12 protein-coding genes are annotated in these 17,526 nt (G+C 63.9%); all 12 read left to right on the forward strand.

Annotated elements, in window-relative coordinates; all coding sequences use genetic code 11:
- Nucleotide 1 precedes the first annotated feature (1 nt).
- Nucleotides 2-868, forward strand: a complete 867-nt coding sequence (locus tag ACUJB0_RS07250; protein WP_444844635.1) for a carbohydrate ABC transporter permease — start codon at nt 2-4, stop codon at nt 866-868.
- 24 nt (nt 869-892) lie between these two features.
- Nucleotides 893-2,032 (forward strand): ABC transporter ATP-binding protein, encoded by a 1,140-nt coding sequence (locus tag ACUJB0_RS07255; RefSeq protein WP_444844636.1) that lies wholly within the window; start codon nt 893-895, stop codon nt 2,030-2,032.
- Between the two features lie 39 nt (nt 2,033-2,071).
- The gene (locus ACUJB0_RS07260) at nt 2,072-4,702 is read left to right on the forward strand and encodes a TonB-dependent receptor (RefSeq protein ID WP_444844637.1); all 2,631 of its coding nucleotides are present in this window, start codon (nt 2,072-2,074) and stop codon (nt 4,700-4,702) included.
- 95 nt (nt 4,703-4,797) lie between these two features.
- Nucleotides 4,798-7,443, forward strand: a complete 2,646-nt coding sequence (locus tag ACUJB0_RS07265) for a TonB-dependent receptor (RefSeq protein ID WP_444844638.1) — start codon at nt 4,798-4,800, stop codon at nt 7,441-7,443.
- A 15-nt stretch (nt 7,444-7,458) separates the two neighbouring features.
- Nucleotides 7,459-10,110, forward strand: coding sequence for a family 20 glycosylhydrolase (locus ACUJB0_RS07270; protein WP_444844639.1), 2,652 nt, complete (start codon nt 7,459-7,461; stop codon nt 10,108-10,110).
- 161 nt (nt 10,111-10,271) lie between these two features.
- A complete protein-coding gene (locus tag ACUJB0_RS07275; protein WP_444844640.1) occupies nt 10,272-11,633 on the forward strand; it encodes an ABC transporter substrate-binding protein in 1,362 nt (453 codons plus the stop codon).
- Nucleotides 11,605-12,312 carry a response regulator gene (locus ACUJB0_RS07280; RefSeq protein ID WP_161082228.1) on the forward strand — a complete coding sequence of 236 codons (708 nt, stop codon included), beginning with the start codon at nt 11,605-11,607 and terminating at the stop codon, nt 12,310-12,312. The genes ACUJB0_RS07275 and ACUJB0_RS07280 overlap by 29 nt, the downstream gene beginning before the upstream one ends.
- Nucleotides 12,305-13,768, forward strand: coding sequence for an ATP-binding protein (locus ACUJB0_RS07285; protein WP_444844641.1), 1,464 nt, complete (start codon nt 12,305-12,307; stop codon nt 13,766-13,768). Before ACUJB0_RS07280 ends, ACUJB0_RS07285 begins: the two co-directional genes overlap by 8 nt.
- A 219-nt stretch (nt 13,769-13,987) precedes the next feature.
- The gene (locus tag ACUJB0_RS07290) at nt 13,988-15,100 is read left to right on the forward strand and encodes an acyltransferase family protein (RefSeq protein ID WP_444844642.1); all 1,113 of its coding nucleotides are present in this window, start codon (nt 13,988-13,990) and stop codon (nt 15,098-15,100) included.
- Between the two features lie 12 nt (nt 15,101-15,112).
- Nucleotides 15,113-16,276: a glycosyl hydrolase family 18 protein gene (locus ACUJB0_RS07295; RefSeq protein WP_444844643.1), complete on the forward strand. Its 1,164-nt coding sequence runs from the start codon at nt 15,113-15,115 to the stop codon at nt 16,274-16,276.
- A 163-nt stretch (nt 16,277-16,439) separates the two neighbouring features.
- Nucleotides 16,440-16,640: a hypothetical protein gene (locus tag ACUJB0_RS07300; RefSeq protein WP_117013494.1), complete on the forward strand. Its 201-nt coding sequence runs from the start codon at nt 16,440-16,442 to the stop codon at nt 16,638-16,640.
- A gap of 99 nt (nt 16,641-16,739) precedes the next feature.
- Nucleotides 16,740-17,507, forward strand: a complete 768-nt coding sequence (locus ACUJB0_RS07305; protein ID WP_444844644.1) for a GIN domain-containing protein — start codon at nt 16,740-16,742, stop codon at nt 17,505-17,507.
- Nucleotides 17,508-17,526 lie beyond the last annotated feature (19 nt).

The raw sequence follows: 17,526 nt of genomic DNA on the forward strand, positions 1-17,526 counted from the left end.
CATGACCGCTATCGCCATGAATCCGACCGCGCCGCTGGCCAGCCGCTTCGACCTGGGCCGCCTGATGGTGCATGCCACGCTGATCGCCTACACCGTGCTGGCGCTGTTCCCGATCGCGCTGATCCTGATTAACTCCGTCAAGACGCGCGCCGCCATCTTCGACGATCCCCTAGCGCTGCCGACGATGGAATCGCTGACCTTGATCGGGTTCCAGAAGGTACTGGCCAGCACCAACTTCCTGCTCTATTTCGGCAACAGCCTATACGTGACGCTGGCGGCGCTGCTGTGCATCGTGCTGTTCGGCGCGATGGCCGCGTGGGCGCTGTCGGAGTACAGCTTCATGGGCAACCGCGTACTGACGCTGTTTCTCGCCCTCGGCATCATGATCCCGATCCGCCTCGGCACGGTGTCGATACTGGAGCTGATGGTCAAGCTGGACCTGGTCAATACGTTGTCGGCGCTGATCCTGGTGTACACGGCGCAGGGCCTGCCGCTGGCGATCATGATCCTGTCCGAATTCATGCGCCAGGTGCCGTCGGAGCTGAAGGATGCGGCGCGCTGCGACGGCGTCGGCGAGGTGCGGATCTTCTTCCAGGTGATCCTGCCGCTGATACGGCCGGCGATTGCGACGGTGGCGGTGTTCACCATGATCCCGGCCTGGAACGACCTGTGGTTCCCGCTGATCCTGGCGCCGTCCGACCGCACCAAGACCGTCACGCTCGGCGTGCAGCAGTTCATCGGCCAGTACGTCACCGACTGGAATTCCGTGCTGGCGGCGCTGTCGCTGGCGGTGATCCCGATGCTGATTTTGTACGCGGTCTTTTCGCGTCAATTGATCCGTGGCCTGACGGCCGGCGCGGTCAAGTAACCCAACAACAGAAAGAGGAATGTAATGGCAAGTGTCAGCCTGAAGCAGCTGCGTAAATCCTACGATGGCAAGACCGATGTCCTGGCCGGCATCGACCTGGATATCGCGCACGGCGAGTTCGTGGTGCTGGTCGGCCCTTCCGGCTGTGGCAAATCGACGCTGCTGCGCATGTTGTGCGGTCTGGAGAGCATTACCGGCGGCAGCATGTCCATCGGCGACGAGGTGGTCAACCACCTGCCGCCGGCGGAACGCGGCATCGCCATGGTGTTCCAGAGCTACGCGCTGTATCCGCACATGACGGTGTACCAGAACATGGCCTTCGGCTTGAAGGTGGCGGGGCAGGGCAAGGCCGCGATCAAGGAGCGCATCACGCGCGCCGCCGCCACGTTGAAGATAGAGCACCTGCTGGAACGGCTTCCGCGCGAACTGTCCGGCGGCCAGCGGCAGCGGGTGGCCATCGGCCGCGCCATCGTGCGCGAACCGCGCCTGTTCCTGTTCGACGAGCCGCTGTCCAACCTGGACGCGGCGCTGCGCGTGCAGACCCGCCTGGAGATCGCCAAGCTGCATCGCCAGCTGGACGCCACCATCGTCTACGTCACGCATGACCAGGTCGAAGCCATGACGCTGGGCGACAAGATCGTCGTCATGCACGAGGGGCATATCCAGCAGGCCGGCACGCCGCTGGACCTGTACCAGCAGCCGTGCAACCTGTTCGTCGCAAGTTTTATCGGCTCGCCGAAGATGAACCTGATGGCCGGCACCGTCGCCGAGGCAAGCGCCGGCGGCGTGCTGGTGCTGCTGCCCAGCGGCGAATCGGTGCGCGCCTATGTCGATGGCAGCGGCCTGCGCACCGGCATGAAGGTCACGCTCGGCCTGCGCGCCGAACATATCAACGAATCGCGCGCCGGTTCGGAAGTTTTCAAAGGCGAGGTCAGTGTGGTCGAACACCTGGGTGAAGCCAATTACATCTACGTCAGTCGAGAAGGTGCAGAAGACGTGGTGATACGCGGAGACGGCGAACGTCACGTCGAGATCGGACAGTCCATCGTCTTCTCGGCCGACAGCACCGCCTTCCACGTGTTTGACGAAGCGGGACGGGCGTTGCGGCGGCTACGCCCGGGGAATATGGTATCGGCCGCGCGCAGCATGATGCGCAGCGTTTGATATCGATGCGGTTCATCTTTTTCACACAAGGAGAATTGAATGACTAAGCCGGTATTTAAGAAAAAACTACTTCCTCACCTGATCGCGCTGGCGTTGAGCGGCGGCCTGGCGCCGCATCTGTACGCGGCCGATCCGGCTACGGCCGAAGCGGCACAGTCCAGCGACGCCGTACCGGCTGGCGAAACCGCGACCGTTGAAGTGCGCGGTATCCGCGAACGCCTCAAGCGCAACCTGGCCGAGAAGCGCGACTCTGGTAACGTGATCGACACCGTCACCGCCGAGGAAGTAGGCAAGTTCCCGGATAAGAACGTGGCCGATTCGCTGCAGCGCGTGCCGGGCATCTCCGTGGACCGCACCTGGGGCGAGGGCCGCGACATCTTCGTGCGCGGCACCGACAAGAACCTGAACCTGACGCAGTTGAACGGCCAAGCCGTGGCATCCGGCTACTGGTGGAAGAACGATTCGCAAAGCCGTGGCTTCAACTATGACATTCTCGCGTCGGAGCTGGTGGGCAGCATCGACGTGTACAAAAGCCCTTCGGCGGACCTGGACGAGGGCAGCATCGGCGGCCTGGTGATCGTCAAGACGCGCAAGCCGTTCCAACTGAAGCCGCTGGTGGCGCAGGTGTCGGTCGAGGAGACCTACAGCAAGCTGCCGAAGAAAACCGATCCGCAGGTCTCCGGCCTGCTGAGCTGGACCAACGAGCAGAAGACCTTTGGCGCGCTGGTCGCCATCAGCCGCCAGCAGCGCACCATGCGCCGCGACGGCCTGGAAAACTTCACTGATTCGACCAAGTACAACATCGTCGACCAGAATGGCGTGGTCACGCCTGGCGCCTATGCGTCGTGGGGCGGCGGCTCGGCCATCTTCCGCCAGGACCGCAAACGCACCACCGGCGACATCACCTTGCAGGCCCGCCCGAACGCGAACTCCGACATCTCGCTGAACTACATGAACTCTGATATGAGCATGGACAACAGCAACCAGAACTACCTGTGGGAAGCGGGCGGCCTGGCGGATGCGAAGGGCAATATCGCCGTCACCAATCCGAAGTTCATCACCACCTCCGACGGCACCAAGGCGCTGGTCGGCGGCACGGTCGGCCCGACCGGCGGCGTGTCGTTCGAGCCTATCTTCCGCCAGTCCTACGTCAAGTCGGAAGTGCTGGACCTGGAAGGCACCTACGATGCCGACAACTGGAAATTCCACGGACAGGCCGGTACCACCAAGGGTTCGGGCGGCAGCGACCATGACCGCAACTTCTGGTTCGTCGGGAATACGCGCACCACCTTCAACATCGCGCCGGATACCTATGAGGTCAAGTACCAGGACATCAACCCGCTCGACCCGAGCAAGTTGACGCTGCAAAGCTCGCGCGACTGGATCCGCCGCATGGAGACCAAGGAGAACTACGCGCAGGGCGACCTGACGCTGGACCTGAACAACGGCTTCTTCAAGTCGGTCAAGGTCGGCGCCAAGTTCCGCGACACCACGGTGCAGAACCATCGCATCATCGGCACCGATGGTCCTGGCAACCCTGGCTGGCAGTCGTTCTCGCTGGCCGACCTGTCCACCGGCGCCTCGCCGCTGTTGAGCCAAAAGGCCGCCAACCCCGGCTCGCTGACCCAGTATGCATGGGTGGACGACGGCCTGGCTTACTCCAAGGGCTTCCCGATGTACGACAAGGGCATGGTCTACGCGGAGGCGAAGGGCGAGTACTACAAGATCAAGGAAAAGATCTACGCGACCTATGCGCGTGCGGACTTCGCCACCGGCGGATGGCGTGGCGACTTCGGCGCGCGTATCGTCAAGACAGACCAGACCTCCGAGGCGTATCAGGACCTGACCGGCTCGGGCAACTACACGCTGGCCAACGTCAGCCGCAGCTACACCGACGTGCTGCCCAACCTGAACGCGGTCTACACCGTCCACAAGGACCTGCTGGTGCGCGGCGCCATTGCGCGTGTGATGGCGCGTAACACCTACAGCGATTTGAGCGCCAGCACGGAAGTCAGCGGCACCACCAACGCCGCCACCTCCGGCAATCCGCTGCTCAAGCCTTACCACGCCAACCAGGCGGAGATCGGCGCGGAGTGGTACTACGCCGATGCGTCGCTGCTGTCGGCAACGCTGTTTGCGAAGAAGCTGGACACCTTCATCTACACGCAGACGACGCAGGAAAACGTGGCGGGTGTGATGCGTCCGGTCAGCCGTCCGTACAACGCCAACAACGGCGAAACGGTCAACGGCCTGGAACTGCAGTGGCAGCAGGCCTTCAGCAGCGGCTTTGGCGCCATCGTCAACTACACCTACACCGACGCCAAGACCGGCGCCAATGCGGGCGGCGTGAAGCTGAACGTGGTGGGCAACTCGCGCAACCAGGCCAATATCACTGGCTTCTTCGAGAAGAACGGCTACAGCGCGCGGCTGTCGTACAACTACCGTTCCAAGGCCTACGGCGCGCTGGATGAAGGCGGCCAGGATGTGACCAGTGCCTACGGCCAGTGGGATGCGTCGGCCAGCTGGGATATCACGCCGAAGATCAGCCTTTACCTCACGGCAGTGAACATCACCAATGAAGTCATCCGCACCAACACCACCGACGGCCTGCCGGTGGGCGTGTATGAAAACGGCGCGCGTTACAGCGTTGGCTTGAAAGCCAAGTTCTAAAAAAAGCTGGACGCGCCAGTCGCGCCGATGGCGGGACAAATAACGATTTGATCGGGAGAGCAATGATGTCGCATCACAGCACCAGGAAAAATTTAATGAGTCTCGCCATCGGCAGCGCTTGCGCTGTCATGGCCGGCGCGGCGGGCGCCCAGCAACAGGAGGCCGATGCTTCGGCCATCGCCACCAAGGACCAGGTGGCGGAGGTCAAGGTGACGGCGACGCGCCATTCCACGTCGCTGCTCAAGACGCCGGTGGCGGTGACGGCGGTGACGCAGGAGGCCTTGAGCCGCGACGGCATCACCGACGTGCGCGGCTTGAGCGGCCAGATCCCCAACCTGCAATTGGGGACATCGAACGACGGCAGTGGCGGCGTGCAGATCGCCATCCGTGGCGTGAGCAGTTCCGACTTCACGGAGATCGGTAACCCGGCGGTTGGCCTGCACGTGGCGGGGCTGTATCAGCCGCGCCCACAGGCGGCGCTGGCGCTGATGTTCGACCTTGACCAGGTTGAGGTGCTGCGCGGCCCGCAGGGCACGCTGTTTGGCCGTAACTCGACTGGCGGCAGCATCAACATCATCCCGGCCAAGCCGGAATTCGGCAGCAGTTACGGAACCGTCGAAGCGGACCTCGGCAACTATCGCGGACGCCAGGTGTCGGCGGTGCAGAACATCCCGGTCAGTGACAATTTCGCGCTGCGCGTCACAGCGATGAAGATCAAGCGTGACGGCTATATCAACCAACAGCAGGACTTCTACGCCGCAGACTTCCCGGCGCTGGGCATCGTGCCCTCGCGGGACGCGGCCGGCAATATCATTCCCGACGTGGACCAGCGCTTCAACAAGAAGGTCGGCGCCGACAAGTACTACACCAACAAGGACGAATACGCGGCGCGCCTGCAGGCTCGGTGGAAGATCCGGTCGGACCTGGACTGGCGCCTAACCTATGAGAAGTACCAGAACAACGGCGCCGGCGATTTGCCGATCAAGGACTGCGAGCAGGCGGCCGGCACGCCGTATGCCTGCACCGGTGGCCAGTGGGACGTGAAGGTCAACGTGCCAGGCGTGATGGACATGACCATCGACACCGTGCGCAGCGGCCTGGTTTGGGATCTTAATCCGTCCACCACCATCGAATACAACGCCTCGTGGTCGAGCCAGAAGCGGCGCGAGCTCCAGGACAGCGACAGCGGCTACCAGCCCATCGAAAGCGAACTGGCCACGCGCCCTGGCACGTCGCCGTTCAATGACTACGCCACCTACACCACGGCGTCGAAATACGTCTCCACCGTCCACGAGCTGCAACTGCGCGGCAAGTACGATCGCCTGCGTTACGTGGCGGGCCTGTTCTGGATGCACGAGAAGAACAGCATCGACTACGCGCAGGACTACCTGGGCGCGTCGTGGGGTACGTATGGCTTCCCGGCCGAGTCCTACTTCTATCACCAGGCTGACCGCCAGTCCGATTCCAAGGCCATCTTCGCGCAGGCGGACTGGGAGTTCGCGCCGACCTGGAACCTGACCGTGGGCGGACGCATGACGCGTGACACCCGCAAGGACGTCGGCGGCCAGTATTGGGATACCGCGTTCTCGGACGATCCGGCGATCTACTTCAAGGGCCTGTTCAACCCGGGCACGCCGGGTACGCCGGGCTTCACGCCGTTTAACAGCTCGCATCTGAAGCCGGGCATGGGCGGCTACTACGGTGCCGGTGGTTTCGATTCGTCGATCCATCCCGTGATCAGCGACGATTCGGACGCATGGAAGAAATTCACCTGGCGCCTGGGCCTGAGCCGTCAGTTGACGCCGCGCGACCTGGTCTACACTTCGCTATCGACCGGCTACAAGGCCGGTGGCTTCAGCGACAAGGAGGACATCTGCCGCACCGGCCTGAATGGCAATTGCGCCGGCCTGACGCCGGGACCGCACTACACCAACATGCCGTGGAATCCGGAGACGTTGACCAACTTCGAGCTGGGTTACAAGGGCCGCCTGCTGAACAACAAGCTGACCTTCTCGGCCACCGCGTTCTACAGCCGCTATAAGGACATGCAGCTGACCGGCGGCGTCACTGTCGGCAAGATCATTCCGAAAATACCTTGCACCGCCACCAATCCATACTGCGACAGCGTGGTCATTTACGGCACGCAGAATGCGGCGCAGGCGAACATCTCCGGCCTGGAGATCGAGGGCGAATACAAGCCGTGGCCAGGTTCGCACATCGGCTATTCGTACTCGCACCTGAAGGCGGTCATCAAGTCCTATCCGACCTATAGCGAGGATAGCTCGATCAGCTGTAACATCCGCGACAAGTACGGTGCGCCGCCTTGCGTGGCGTATGAAGGCACCGATCCTCTGTTCGCCGGCAAATTCCCGCTGAATATCGCTGGTAACCGCCTGCCATATGCACCGGCCAACACGCTGAACCTGAGCGCCTCGCAGGACTTCGCGATCGGCGAGTACACGCTCACGCCATGGATCTCGGCGCGCTGGCAGGACAAGATGTACTTCTCGTTGCGGAATCTGGATAATCCACACATCTCCGACGCGCAGAAGGCTTACACGACGGTCGACGCGGCGCTCAAGCTGGTTTCGCCGAGCGGCAAATGGCATCTGGAGGCGTATGTGAAAAACTGGGGCCAGACGCTGGCGAAGAATTATGCAAGCGTGGTCGATCCCGGCTACGTCACGGCGTCCTACAATGATCCGCGCGTCTACGGCATCCGCTTCGGCGCCACCTGGTAAAAGAAAAGGAATCGAATGCGTAAGCAGATCAAGTACAGTGGTTTCGTTTTGGCCTCGTGGCTGATGGCGTCGATGGCCGGGGGCGCGGTTGCCGGGACGGCGCCGGAAGCCAGGGCGGTGGCGGGGCAGGGCGCGTTGGCCGGCGTCGTCAACGGCTCGCAGATCCGCTTGCGCTGGGAGCTGGTGCGCAATGTGTTTACGCCCGAGGCGCCGGGCGGCGGCACGCATGCGCGCCTGATCCTCACCAATCTTGGCCAGCAGCCCTTGCCGCCCAAGGGCTGGACGCTGTACTTCAACGTCATGGATGGCGTTGCGACGGGACCGTTGGAAGGGAACCTGGTGCTGGAGCAGGTCGCCGGAAATCTGTTCCGAATTCGGCCTGCGCCCGGCTTTGCCGGCGTGCCTGCGGGGCAGACGCTGAACATCGCCTACTACCATCCGGATCTGGTGATCAAACTGGCGAAGGCGCCGATCGGGCCTTACCTCGTATATGACGCCGCCCCGGATGTCGGCCAGGCCATCGCGGACTACGAGCTGCTGCCGGTCACTCGCCCGGAGCAGCTGGACAAGGGCAGCAGCGGCGCCAAACCGGTCGTCACCGTGCAGGACACATACCGCCGTAACGCCAACGCCGACTGGATGCCGGCAGCCGCGCTGCCGCCAGTATTCCCGACGCCCCAGCATCTGCAGACGGGCGGCGGCAGGCTGCAACTGGCCGTGCTGCCGGTCATTGTCGCACCGGCCGCGCTGAAAACTGAAGCCGCGTTTGCGCGCTCGCTGTTCCAGGCTAGTCTTCCAGCAGGCGGCGCGGGCGGCTCAGCCGGCGTACGTGCGGCTGGCGTCGCACGCGGCGAAGGTGGCTCGGCCGGCGCTGGCGGCGCCCGTGCGCCTGTGCTGCATTTGAGCGTGGGCGCGGTCGCCGGATCGACTTCGCCGGAAGCCTACACGCTGACCATCAAGGCCGGCAGCGGCATCGAGATCGTCGGCAGCAGCGCCGCCGGCGTGGCGTACGGCCTGCAATCGCTGCGCGACTTGCTGCCGCTGCCCGGTGCAGCCAGCATCGACCTGCCGGAACTGACCATCACCGACGCGCCGCGCTTCGAATATCGCGGCTTCCAGCTGGACGTGGGCCGCAACTTCCACACCAAGCAGACCGTGTTCAAGCTGCTGGACCTGATGGCGCGCTACAAGCTCAATAAATTCCACTTCCACCTGACCGAAGACGAAGGCTGGCGCCTGGAGATCGCCGGCCTGCCCGAACTGACCAGCATCGGCGCGGTACGCGGCCACAGCGCCAAGCCTGGCGTGCGCCTGCAACCGGCCTACGGCTCGGGCCCCGATCCGGCCGACGCCAGCGGCAGCGGCTACTACACCCGCGCCGACTACATCGAGATCCTGCGCTACGCCGCTGCGCGCCACATCGAAGTGATCCCCGAGATCGAGATGCCAGGCCACGCCCGCGCCGCCGTCAAGGCGATGGAAGCACGCTACCACCGCCTGAAAGCCGCCGGCAAAGCCGATGCCGACAAATACCTGCTCAACGACCTGGCCGACAAATCGGTCTACAAATCGGCGCAGCTGTACAACGACCACGTGATCAATCCAGGCCTGGAGTCCAGCTTCACCTTCATCGACCACGTCATCGGGCAGGTCGCGGACATGTACAAGGAAGCCGGCGTGCCGCTGCACACCATCCACGTCGGCGGCGACGAACTGCCCGGCGGCGCATGGGAACAGTCGCCCGCCAGCCGCGCGGTCATGCAGAAGAAAAAGCTGGAGACCACTGCGGAACTGTGGGACTACTTCTACGACCGCGTCGACGCCATCCTGCGCAAGCGCGGCCTGTACGCCTCCGGCTGGGAAGAGCTGGCGGCACGCGGCACCAAACTGGATGGAGTGCACAAGCTGATACCGAACCCGCACTTCACGCAGCGCGGTTTCAGTGCCTACGTCTGGAACAACACCGAAGGCGCCGAGGACTTCGCCTACCGCCTGGCCAACGCCGGCTACGACATCGTGCTTGCCCCCGTCACCAAGATGTACATGGACATGGCCTACAACGCCAATCCCGACGAACCGGGTGTGAACTGGGGCGACTACGTCGAACTCGACACGGTCTACGACTTCATCCCGCTGGACTACCTGAAGAACGCCAATCCGCCGCTGGTCGGCAAGGACCGGCTGACCGACTACGGCAAGCGCCGCATACGCGGGCTGGAAGCGACGCTGTTCACCGAAACCGTGCGCACGCCCGAGCGCATCGACTACCTCGTCATGCCACGCCTGCTGGCGATGGCCGAACGCTCCTGGGCGCCCGATCCCGCCTGGGCGACCGAGACCGACGCCGCCAAAGCCGCCGCGCTGCACCGCACCGCGTGGTCCGGCTTCGTCAACACGCTGAGCCAGCGCGTGCTGCCGCGCCTCGACCTCGAACACGCAGGCGTCGATTACCGCATCGCGCCACCGGGATTGATGCTGGATGGCGGCAAGGTGCTGGTCAACCACGTCCTGCCGGGCATCGCCATGCGCTACTCCAGCGACGGCAGCGAGCCGAATACCAATAGCAAACCAGTGAGCGGGCCGATATCGGACAAGGGGCCGATCAAAGTGGCGGCTTTCGACCGCAACGGCAGGATGGGCAAGGTGTCGCGCATCGACAACCCCTGAACGGGCCGCGTGCACGCCGGGCATACCAATTAGTCCCGGCGGCTATCTTCTCCGTTATAATCGTGGCACTGTTTAGTTCGGGATAACGAGTGATAGCGTCGATAGAAAAAGTGGCCTTGCCGAGGTTCGACTGGTTACGCTTTCGTTCGACCGCTCGCCGCGTGCCTCCCGCGCGCGCATGGTCCTTCGGCCTTCTGGCCGCGGCCTGCGCCTTCAACTGCGGCGCGCTGAGTATCGCCCATGCCGCGCAACAGCCGCAGCCCGTTCCCGCCGGCGCCAGCGCGCCCGCCGCCTCCCTCAACACGCTGCAGGTGCTGCATTGGTGGACGTCCAGCAGCGAACGCAAGGCCGCCAACGCGCTGGCCGCGCGCATGGCCGACGAGGGCCTCGAATGGAAGGACGCCGCGATCCCCGGCGGCGCGGGCCTCGGCGCCGGCAAGGTGCTCAAGAGCCGCGTGCTGGCCGGCGATGCGCCGGAAGTCACGCAGATCATCGGCGTATCCGTCGCCGAATGGGCGGAACTGGGCCTGCTGCTGGAGATCGACAACGTCGCCAGCGCCGGCAACTGGAATGGCTTCCTGTTCCCCACCATCCAGGCGCTGATTCAGCACCGCAAGCACGTCGTCGCCGCGCCGCTCGGCATCCACCGCGTCAATACGCTGTACTACAACCGCGCGCTGTTCGCGCAGCTCAAACTGTCGCCGCCGCAGACCTGGGACGAGTTCCAGAGCGCAGCCCTCAAGTTCAAGGCTGCCGGCATCATGCCGCTGGCGCAGAGCAGCGAATCCTGGCAGGTGGCCGCGCTGTTCGAGAACCTGGTGCTGGCCGAGAGCGGGCCTGAGTTCTACCGCGAGCTGTTCGTGCGCCGCAATCCGGCCGCCGCCGCCGACCGCCGCACCGCCGAGGCGCTGGAGCGGCTGCGCGTCGTCAAGGGCTGGATCAGCGGCCAGCTGGACGAACGTCCGTGGCCGGAGGTGGTGCGCCAGTTCGCGCGGCGCGAGGCGGCGATGATGATCATGGGCGACTGGGCCAAGCCGGAGCTGGCCGAACGCGGCATGGCGCTGGACGAGGACTACGCCTGCGGCACCGCGCCCGGCACCGGCAAGTATCACCTGTACAGCGTCGACACGCTGACCATGTTCGCCGGCGACTACCGACACATGCAATCGCAGGAGAAGATGGCGCGGCTGCTGGTGTCGCCGCAAGTGCAGGCGGAGTTCAACACGCTGAAGGGCGCGGTGCCGGTGCGGCGCGATGCCGACCTGTCGAAAATGGACAGTTGCGCGCGCGCTTCCTGGACCACCTTCGCGCAGGGCGCGGCGGTGCAGGCTCCCAGCCTGGTGCACCGCATGGCCACCGATGAAGCCAGCCGCGACGCCATCATCGCCGAAATCCACCGTTATTTTCTAGATGACAGGGCCACGCCCGCCGAGGCACAACGCCGCCTTGGCGCGTTGTTCCGACTGTTTAACCTCAGAAGCCAAGGAGCACCCGGTGCGCAAGATACTGATCGTAGACGATGACCAAAAGACCCGCGTCCTGCTCAAGACCTACCTGGAGAAAAACCAGTACGAGGTGATCCTGTCGCACAACGGCGAGAGCTTCCTGGCCGAGCTGCACGCGCATTCCGAGCAGCTGTCGCTGGTGATCCTGGACGTGATGCTGCCCGATACCGACGGCTTCGCGCTGTGCAAGCAGGTGCGCCAGCGTTCGAATGTCCCCATCATCATGCTGACGGCCAGCTCCGACGAGACCGACCGCATCGTCGGTCTGGAGCTGGGCGCGGACGACTACATCGCCAAGCCATACAGCCCGCGCGAGCTGCTGGCCCGCATCAAGGCCATCCTGCGCCGCACCGCGCTGGAGACGCCGTCGGCACGCTATTACCGCTTCGTCGGATTCACGCTGGACCTGATGGAGCGCAAGGTGCTGGACAACGCCGGCACGGTGGTCGCGCTGACGGGGCTGGACTTCCAGCTGCTGAAGTATTTTGTCGAACATCCGGGCGTGATCCTGGACCGCAGCGTGCTGTGCGAAGAAACCAGGGGCCGCGATGCCGGCCCGCTGGACCGCTCGCTGGACGTGCAGATCAGCCGCCTGCGCCTGCGCCTCAACGACGACGGCAAACAGCCCGCCTTGATCAAGACCGTGCGCGGCGCCGGCTACGTGTTCTCGGCCGACGTCAGCGTCTCGCATGCGTAAGTCTGTGCTGGAGCGGCTGCGCCGCATCTGGCCGCAGTCCCTGCTCGGCCGCCTGATGCTGGTGATGGCCGCCGGCCTGCTGGTGACGCAGCTGGCGGCCAGCGTGATCTGGGCCAGCCAGCTGCGCGCCAAGGCGCAGGTGGAGGCGCAATCGGCGTCGCAATACATGGCGCATGGCGCGTCCGGCGCGATCCGCTTCTTCCGCAGCCTGCCGCCGAACTACCGCCTGCTGCTGATCCAGCAACTGCGCGAGATGGGTGGCACGCGCTTCTTCGTCAACCTCAATCACGCCTACGTGCCGGTCCGGCAGATCGCCGAACATCCGCTGGCCAGCAGCGTGCTGGCGACGGTGGGCGCCACGCTGAAAAGCGACCTGCCGCATTCGCCCAGCTTCCACTTGGCCTTCGCCTGGCCGGACCAGCTGGTGGTATCGGAAGACGGCGTCCACCTGGGCGACCTGCCGGACGCCTGGGTCCAGCACATCCTGCTGCTGCAGCCGGACCCCGCGCCGATACTGGTGATCCAGACCGAGATCGAGCCTGGCAACTGGCTGTACATGGCGGCGCTGATGCCCAACCCGTACTTCTTGAGCAGTAACGATCCGCTGGCGTGGGACCGCCTGTCGCTGCAAGGCCTGTCGCTGGCCGTGGTGCTGCTGCTTTGCCTGTTGGTGGTGCGCTGGATCACGCGCCCGCTGGCCGCCTTGTCCGACGCCGCCGCCGCCTTCGGCCAAGGGCAGGACGACCGCGCGCCGCCGCTGCCGGAAACGGGCAGCCGTGAATTCATCAACACCGCGCGCGCCTTCAGCGCCATGCGCGAACGCATCCAGCGCTACATCGAGGACCGCGAGCGCCTGTTCATCTCCATCTCGCACGACCTGCGCACGCCGATCACGCGCCTCAAGCTGCGCTCCGAACTGTTGGACGACGAGGCGCTGCGCAACGAGTTCGAGGAAGACCTCGATGAACTGGACATGATGGTCAAAGGCGCGCTGCAATGCGTGAAGGACAGCGACATCCACGAGAACCCGGCCGAGGTCAAACTCGACGCGCTGCTGGGGCGCCTGGTGCGCAGTGCGCGGCTGGGCGGGCACGAGGTGGGTTATCGCGACAGCGGCATCACGGTGCGCGCCAAGCCGCTGGCCTTGAAGCGCGCCATCGGCAACCTGCTGGACAACGCCTTGTACTACGGCGACCGCGCCGAGATCAGCGTCACCAGCGAACCTGGCGCGGTGGCGATCGCGGTGCGCGACCACGGCCCCGGCGTGCCGGAAGACGCCTTCGCCAGCCTGTTCGACCCTTACGTGCGGCTGGCCCACGGCCGCGAGCAGAACGACGCCGGCATGGGGCTGGGCTTGGGCATCGCCCGCAGCGTGATCGAGGCGCACGGCGGCCAGTTGGTGCTGGAGAACCATCCCGAGGGCGGCCTGAATGCCACCATCCGCCTGCCCGCGTGAGCGGAAATGCGACAGCCGCGCAATACATTTTGTAAGCCTCTGTGAAGTTTTGTTGCAGCGGCCGAGCCGGCGCCGGGCAGGGCGCATCCGCGAGCGTAAGGAACTGTAAGCGGCGGCCGTACTTAATCAATGAAATCAAAGGCTTATCCTCGCTCGCCCGCAGCTGGCGAAGATGATAACGTTTGCAACAGCTAAACAATCACCGAAAGTCGACCATCAATGAAAACACAGCATCAACGTTCGCAAGCCATCGACGTGCTGCGCGGCCTGACGGTCGCGCTGATGATCATGGTGAACATGCCGGGCACGCCGGCCACCACCTACGCACCGTTCCTGCACGCCGAATGGCACGGCCTGACGCTGACCGACCTGGTGTTCCCGACCTTTATGTTCGTGGTCGGCACGGCGCTCAGCTTCACGCTGGAGAAGTACGAGGGCATGGGCGAGGCGGCGGTGCTGAAGAAAATCTTCACCCGCACCGCGCTGATCTTCCTGTGCGGCTTTCTGATGTACTGGTATCCGTTCTTCAGTACAGAGGGTGGATCGCTGACTGTGTTGCCGCTGTCCGACACCCGTATCTTCGGTGTACTGCAACGCATCGCGCTGGGCTACTGCGCCGGTTCGCTGATCCTGCATTACTGGAAGGAGAAGGGCGCCATCGTGTTCGCGGTGGTGGCCTTGCTCGGCTACTGGGCCCTGATGTACTGGTTCGGCGACTACACGCTGGCCGGTAACGCGCAGCGCAAGCTGGACCTGCTGGTGCTGGGCGAAGCGCATATGTACCACGGCGAGGGCATCGCCTTCGATCCGGAAGGGATATTGAGCACGCTGCCGTCCATCGTCAACGTGCTGGCGGGGTACTTCGCCGGCCGCCTGGTGCGCCGGCTGGGCGCCAGCTACGAGACCATCGCCAAGCTGACCATGTCGGCCGCCGTGCTGGCTGTACTGGCACTGTGCTGGAGCAGTGTATTCCCGCTGAATAAAAAGCTGTGGACCAGTTCCTACACGCTGATCACCATCGCCATCGACCTGTTCACGCTGTCGCTGCTGCTGTACGTGATCGACATGCTGGGCAAGCGTGGCTGGACCTACTTCTTCGAAGTCTTCGGCCGCAACACGCTGTTCATCTACCTGTTCAGCGAAGTGGTGGCGACCACCTTCTTCCTGTTGAAGGTCGGCGACCTCAATGTGTTCGACTGGGTCTACCTCAATCTTTTCCGGCCGTGGGCCGGCGCCTACAACGGCACGCTGTTGTGGGCGATGGTGTACATGCTGGGCTGCTGGTCGGTCGGCTATGTGCTGGACCGGAAAAAGATTTATATCAAACTCTGACTGGAGAAAAAAATGAAAAAACTGTTGATGGCCGCCTGTGTCGCGGCCACGCTGGCGGGCTGCGGCGGTTCCGGTCCCGTCGACCAGGAATCGCCACGCGCCATGGCGCGCATGGCCAACCTGACGGCGGCGCGTAACGGCACCTCGTCGGGTGTCTCGGTCGATGCCGCCAGTGAGCACGCGGCGCCCGCCGGCGCTCCCGCCAGCAAGGCGCTGGCCAACGGCAAGATGGTGCTGGCCTACTACTCGGGCTACAGCAACAACTACAACTCGCTGACCAAGTACTACACCAACGTCAACGCGGTCTCCATCGACTTCTGGAACATGAGCGGCGACGGCACGGTGATCGGCAACGGCGATCCCACGCCGACCAACGCCATCACCTTCCTCAAGTCCAAGGGCATCGCGATCTATGGCTGCATCTCCAACGTCTCGGCCACCGCGCCCGATGGCTGGGACCCGGACCTGGCGCACGCCGTCACCGGCGCCAAACGCGCGGCCTCGGTGGCCAACCTGGTCAGCTTCGCCAAGGCCAACGGCTTCGCCGGCATCAATATCGATTTCGAAGAGGTGGACCAGGCCGACCGCAAGAACATGAGCGACTTCGCCGCCGCGCTGGCGACGGCCCTGCACGCGCAGGGCATGAAGCTGATCATGACCGTGCCGGCCTTCTCCTTCACCGATGAAACCAACATCCACAACCTGGCCTTCGACCTGCAAGCGTTGGGGCAGGCCGCCGACTACGTGCAGGTGATGACCTACGATGAAACCATCCCGTCCTGGGCGCCCGGCCCTGTGGCCGGCTCCGACTGGATGGAGAATGCCCTCGACTATGCCACCAGCAAGGTGCCGGCGTCCAAGGTGTTGAACGGCATCCCGGCGTACGGCTACGATTGGATCACGGAGGGCGACGGCAGCCAGCTGTTCTGGCGTAACGTGCCTGCGCTGCTGAGCAAGTACCACGTCACGCCCAAGTACGACAACAACGCCAACGCCATCAGCTTCAACTACACCGCCAATGGCAGGAAGCACACGGTCTGGAACGAGAACGCCAAAAGCGTGACCCTGAAAACCAGCCTGGTGGGCGCCTACGGCCTGGCCGGGACCTCGATCTACGCCTTTGGCATGGAAGACGCCAGCTTCTGGAGTGCCGTCAACGCCGGCCTGAACCAGTAATCCCCCTAGCGCGCAGCGGCGCCCGCCGCTGCGCTTTCCGGGCCTGTTCCCGGTTTTTTGTCGCCCAGTCCCCCATTTGTGCAGTTCGTCGCAATCCGCATGATCGTTTAATAAGTGATGGCTATAGTGATCACATACCGAAACGCATTCAAGGAGAGCAAAAATGAACATCGCCAAAAACATGGAAGCCATCTTCGTCACCGCCGCCGTGCTGCTGGGCGCATCCGCCTACGCCAGCGCCGCCGCTGAAGCGAGCGTGGCCCTGCAACCGGCCCTCCAGGTTGCCGCCGCCCAGGCTCCGATGCAAGTTGTAGTGATCAAGGCCAAGCGCCTGACCGCAGTGGAAAAGGCCAGCCTGTCGTAATTTGACAATTGGTCGTACTGCAAAGATTGCTAGAAAGCTTAGTGCGCTGCTACATTAGCCGTTCGCGCATCCAGGCACAACTTCAGAGGAACCCCATATATGAACAAGCTTTTCCAATTCGGCCTGCTGTTTGCCGCCTTCTGTGCGCTGTTTGGCCGCGCCGTGGCTGCCGATGACAGCACCGAGAAGCGCGTCGTGACGCTGGACGCCCGCGTGGTGCGCGTCAAGCTCGACGGCGTGATCGATCTGAAGCTGCGACAAGGCCCGACGCCTTCGCTGACGATCTACGCGGAAAAGCGGACCATGGACAAGCTGATGACATCGGTCGCCGGCGACACGCTGCACCTGGAGACGGAAGGGCGCGCCGTCAAGCTGAGCCGCTCCACCGCGCGGGCCGAGCTGGTGCTGCCGATGTTGCGCGAAGTGGTGTCCGAGGGCGTGGGTACCACCGAGATCGCCGGCTTCAGCGGCGACGAGCTGGAGTTGACGCTGGACGGCGCCGGCAGCATGAAAGTGTCCTGTGACTACAAGAACCTGAAGGCCAACCTCGGCGGTGTCGGCAGCATGCACCTGTGGGTCAGCGAAAACGAGAGCGTGGAACTGGATCTGCGCGGCGCCGGCTACATCACGCTGGGCGGCCACAGCAAGCTGTTGAAGGCGACCTTGGGCGGGCTGGGCGGCTTGAATGCGCAGCAGTTCCAGGCCGATTCGGTCAATGTCGACCTGAGCGGCCTAGGCAACGCCACCGTCAACGCCAAGACCAACGCGACACTGAACTTGAGCGGCCTGGGATCGGTCACCGTCTATGGCAAGCCCTTGAACCGCAACGTCAGCGTTGACGGCCTGGGCAAGGTCAGTTGGAAATAAAAATATACACACCCTAGAG

Origin of the sequence: Duganella caerulea (genome assembly GCF_040362985.1) — a bacterium.
Taxonomy (GTDB): domain Bacteria; phylum Pseudomonadota; class Gammaproteobacteria; order Burkholderiales; family Burkholderiaceae_D; genus Rugamonas; species Rugamonas vulcania.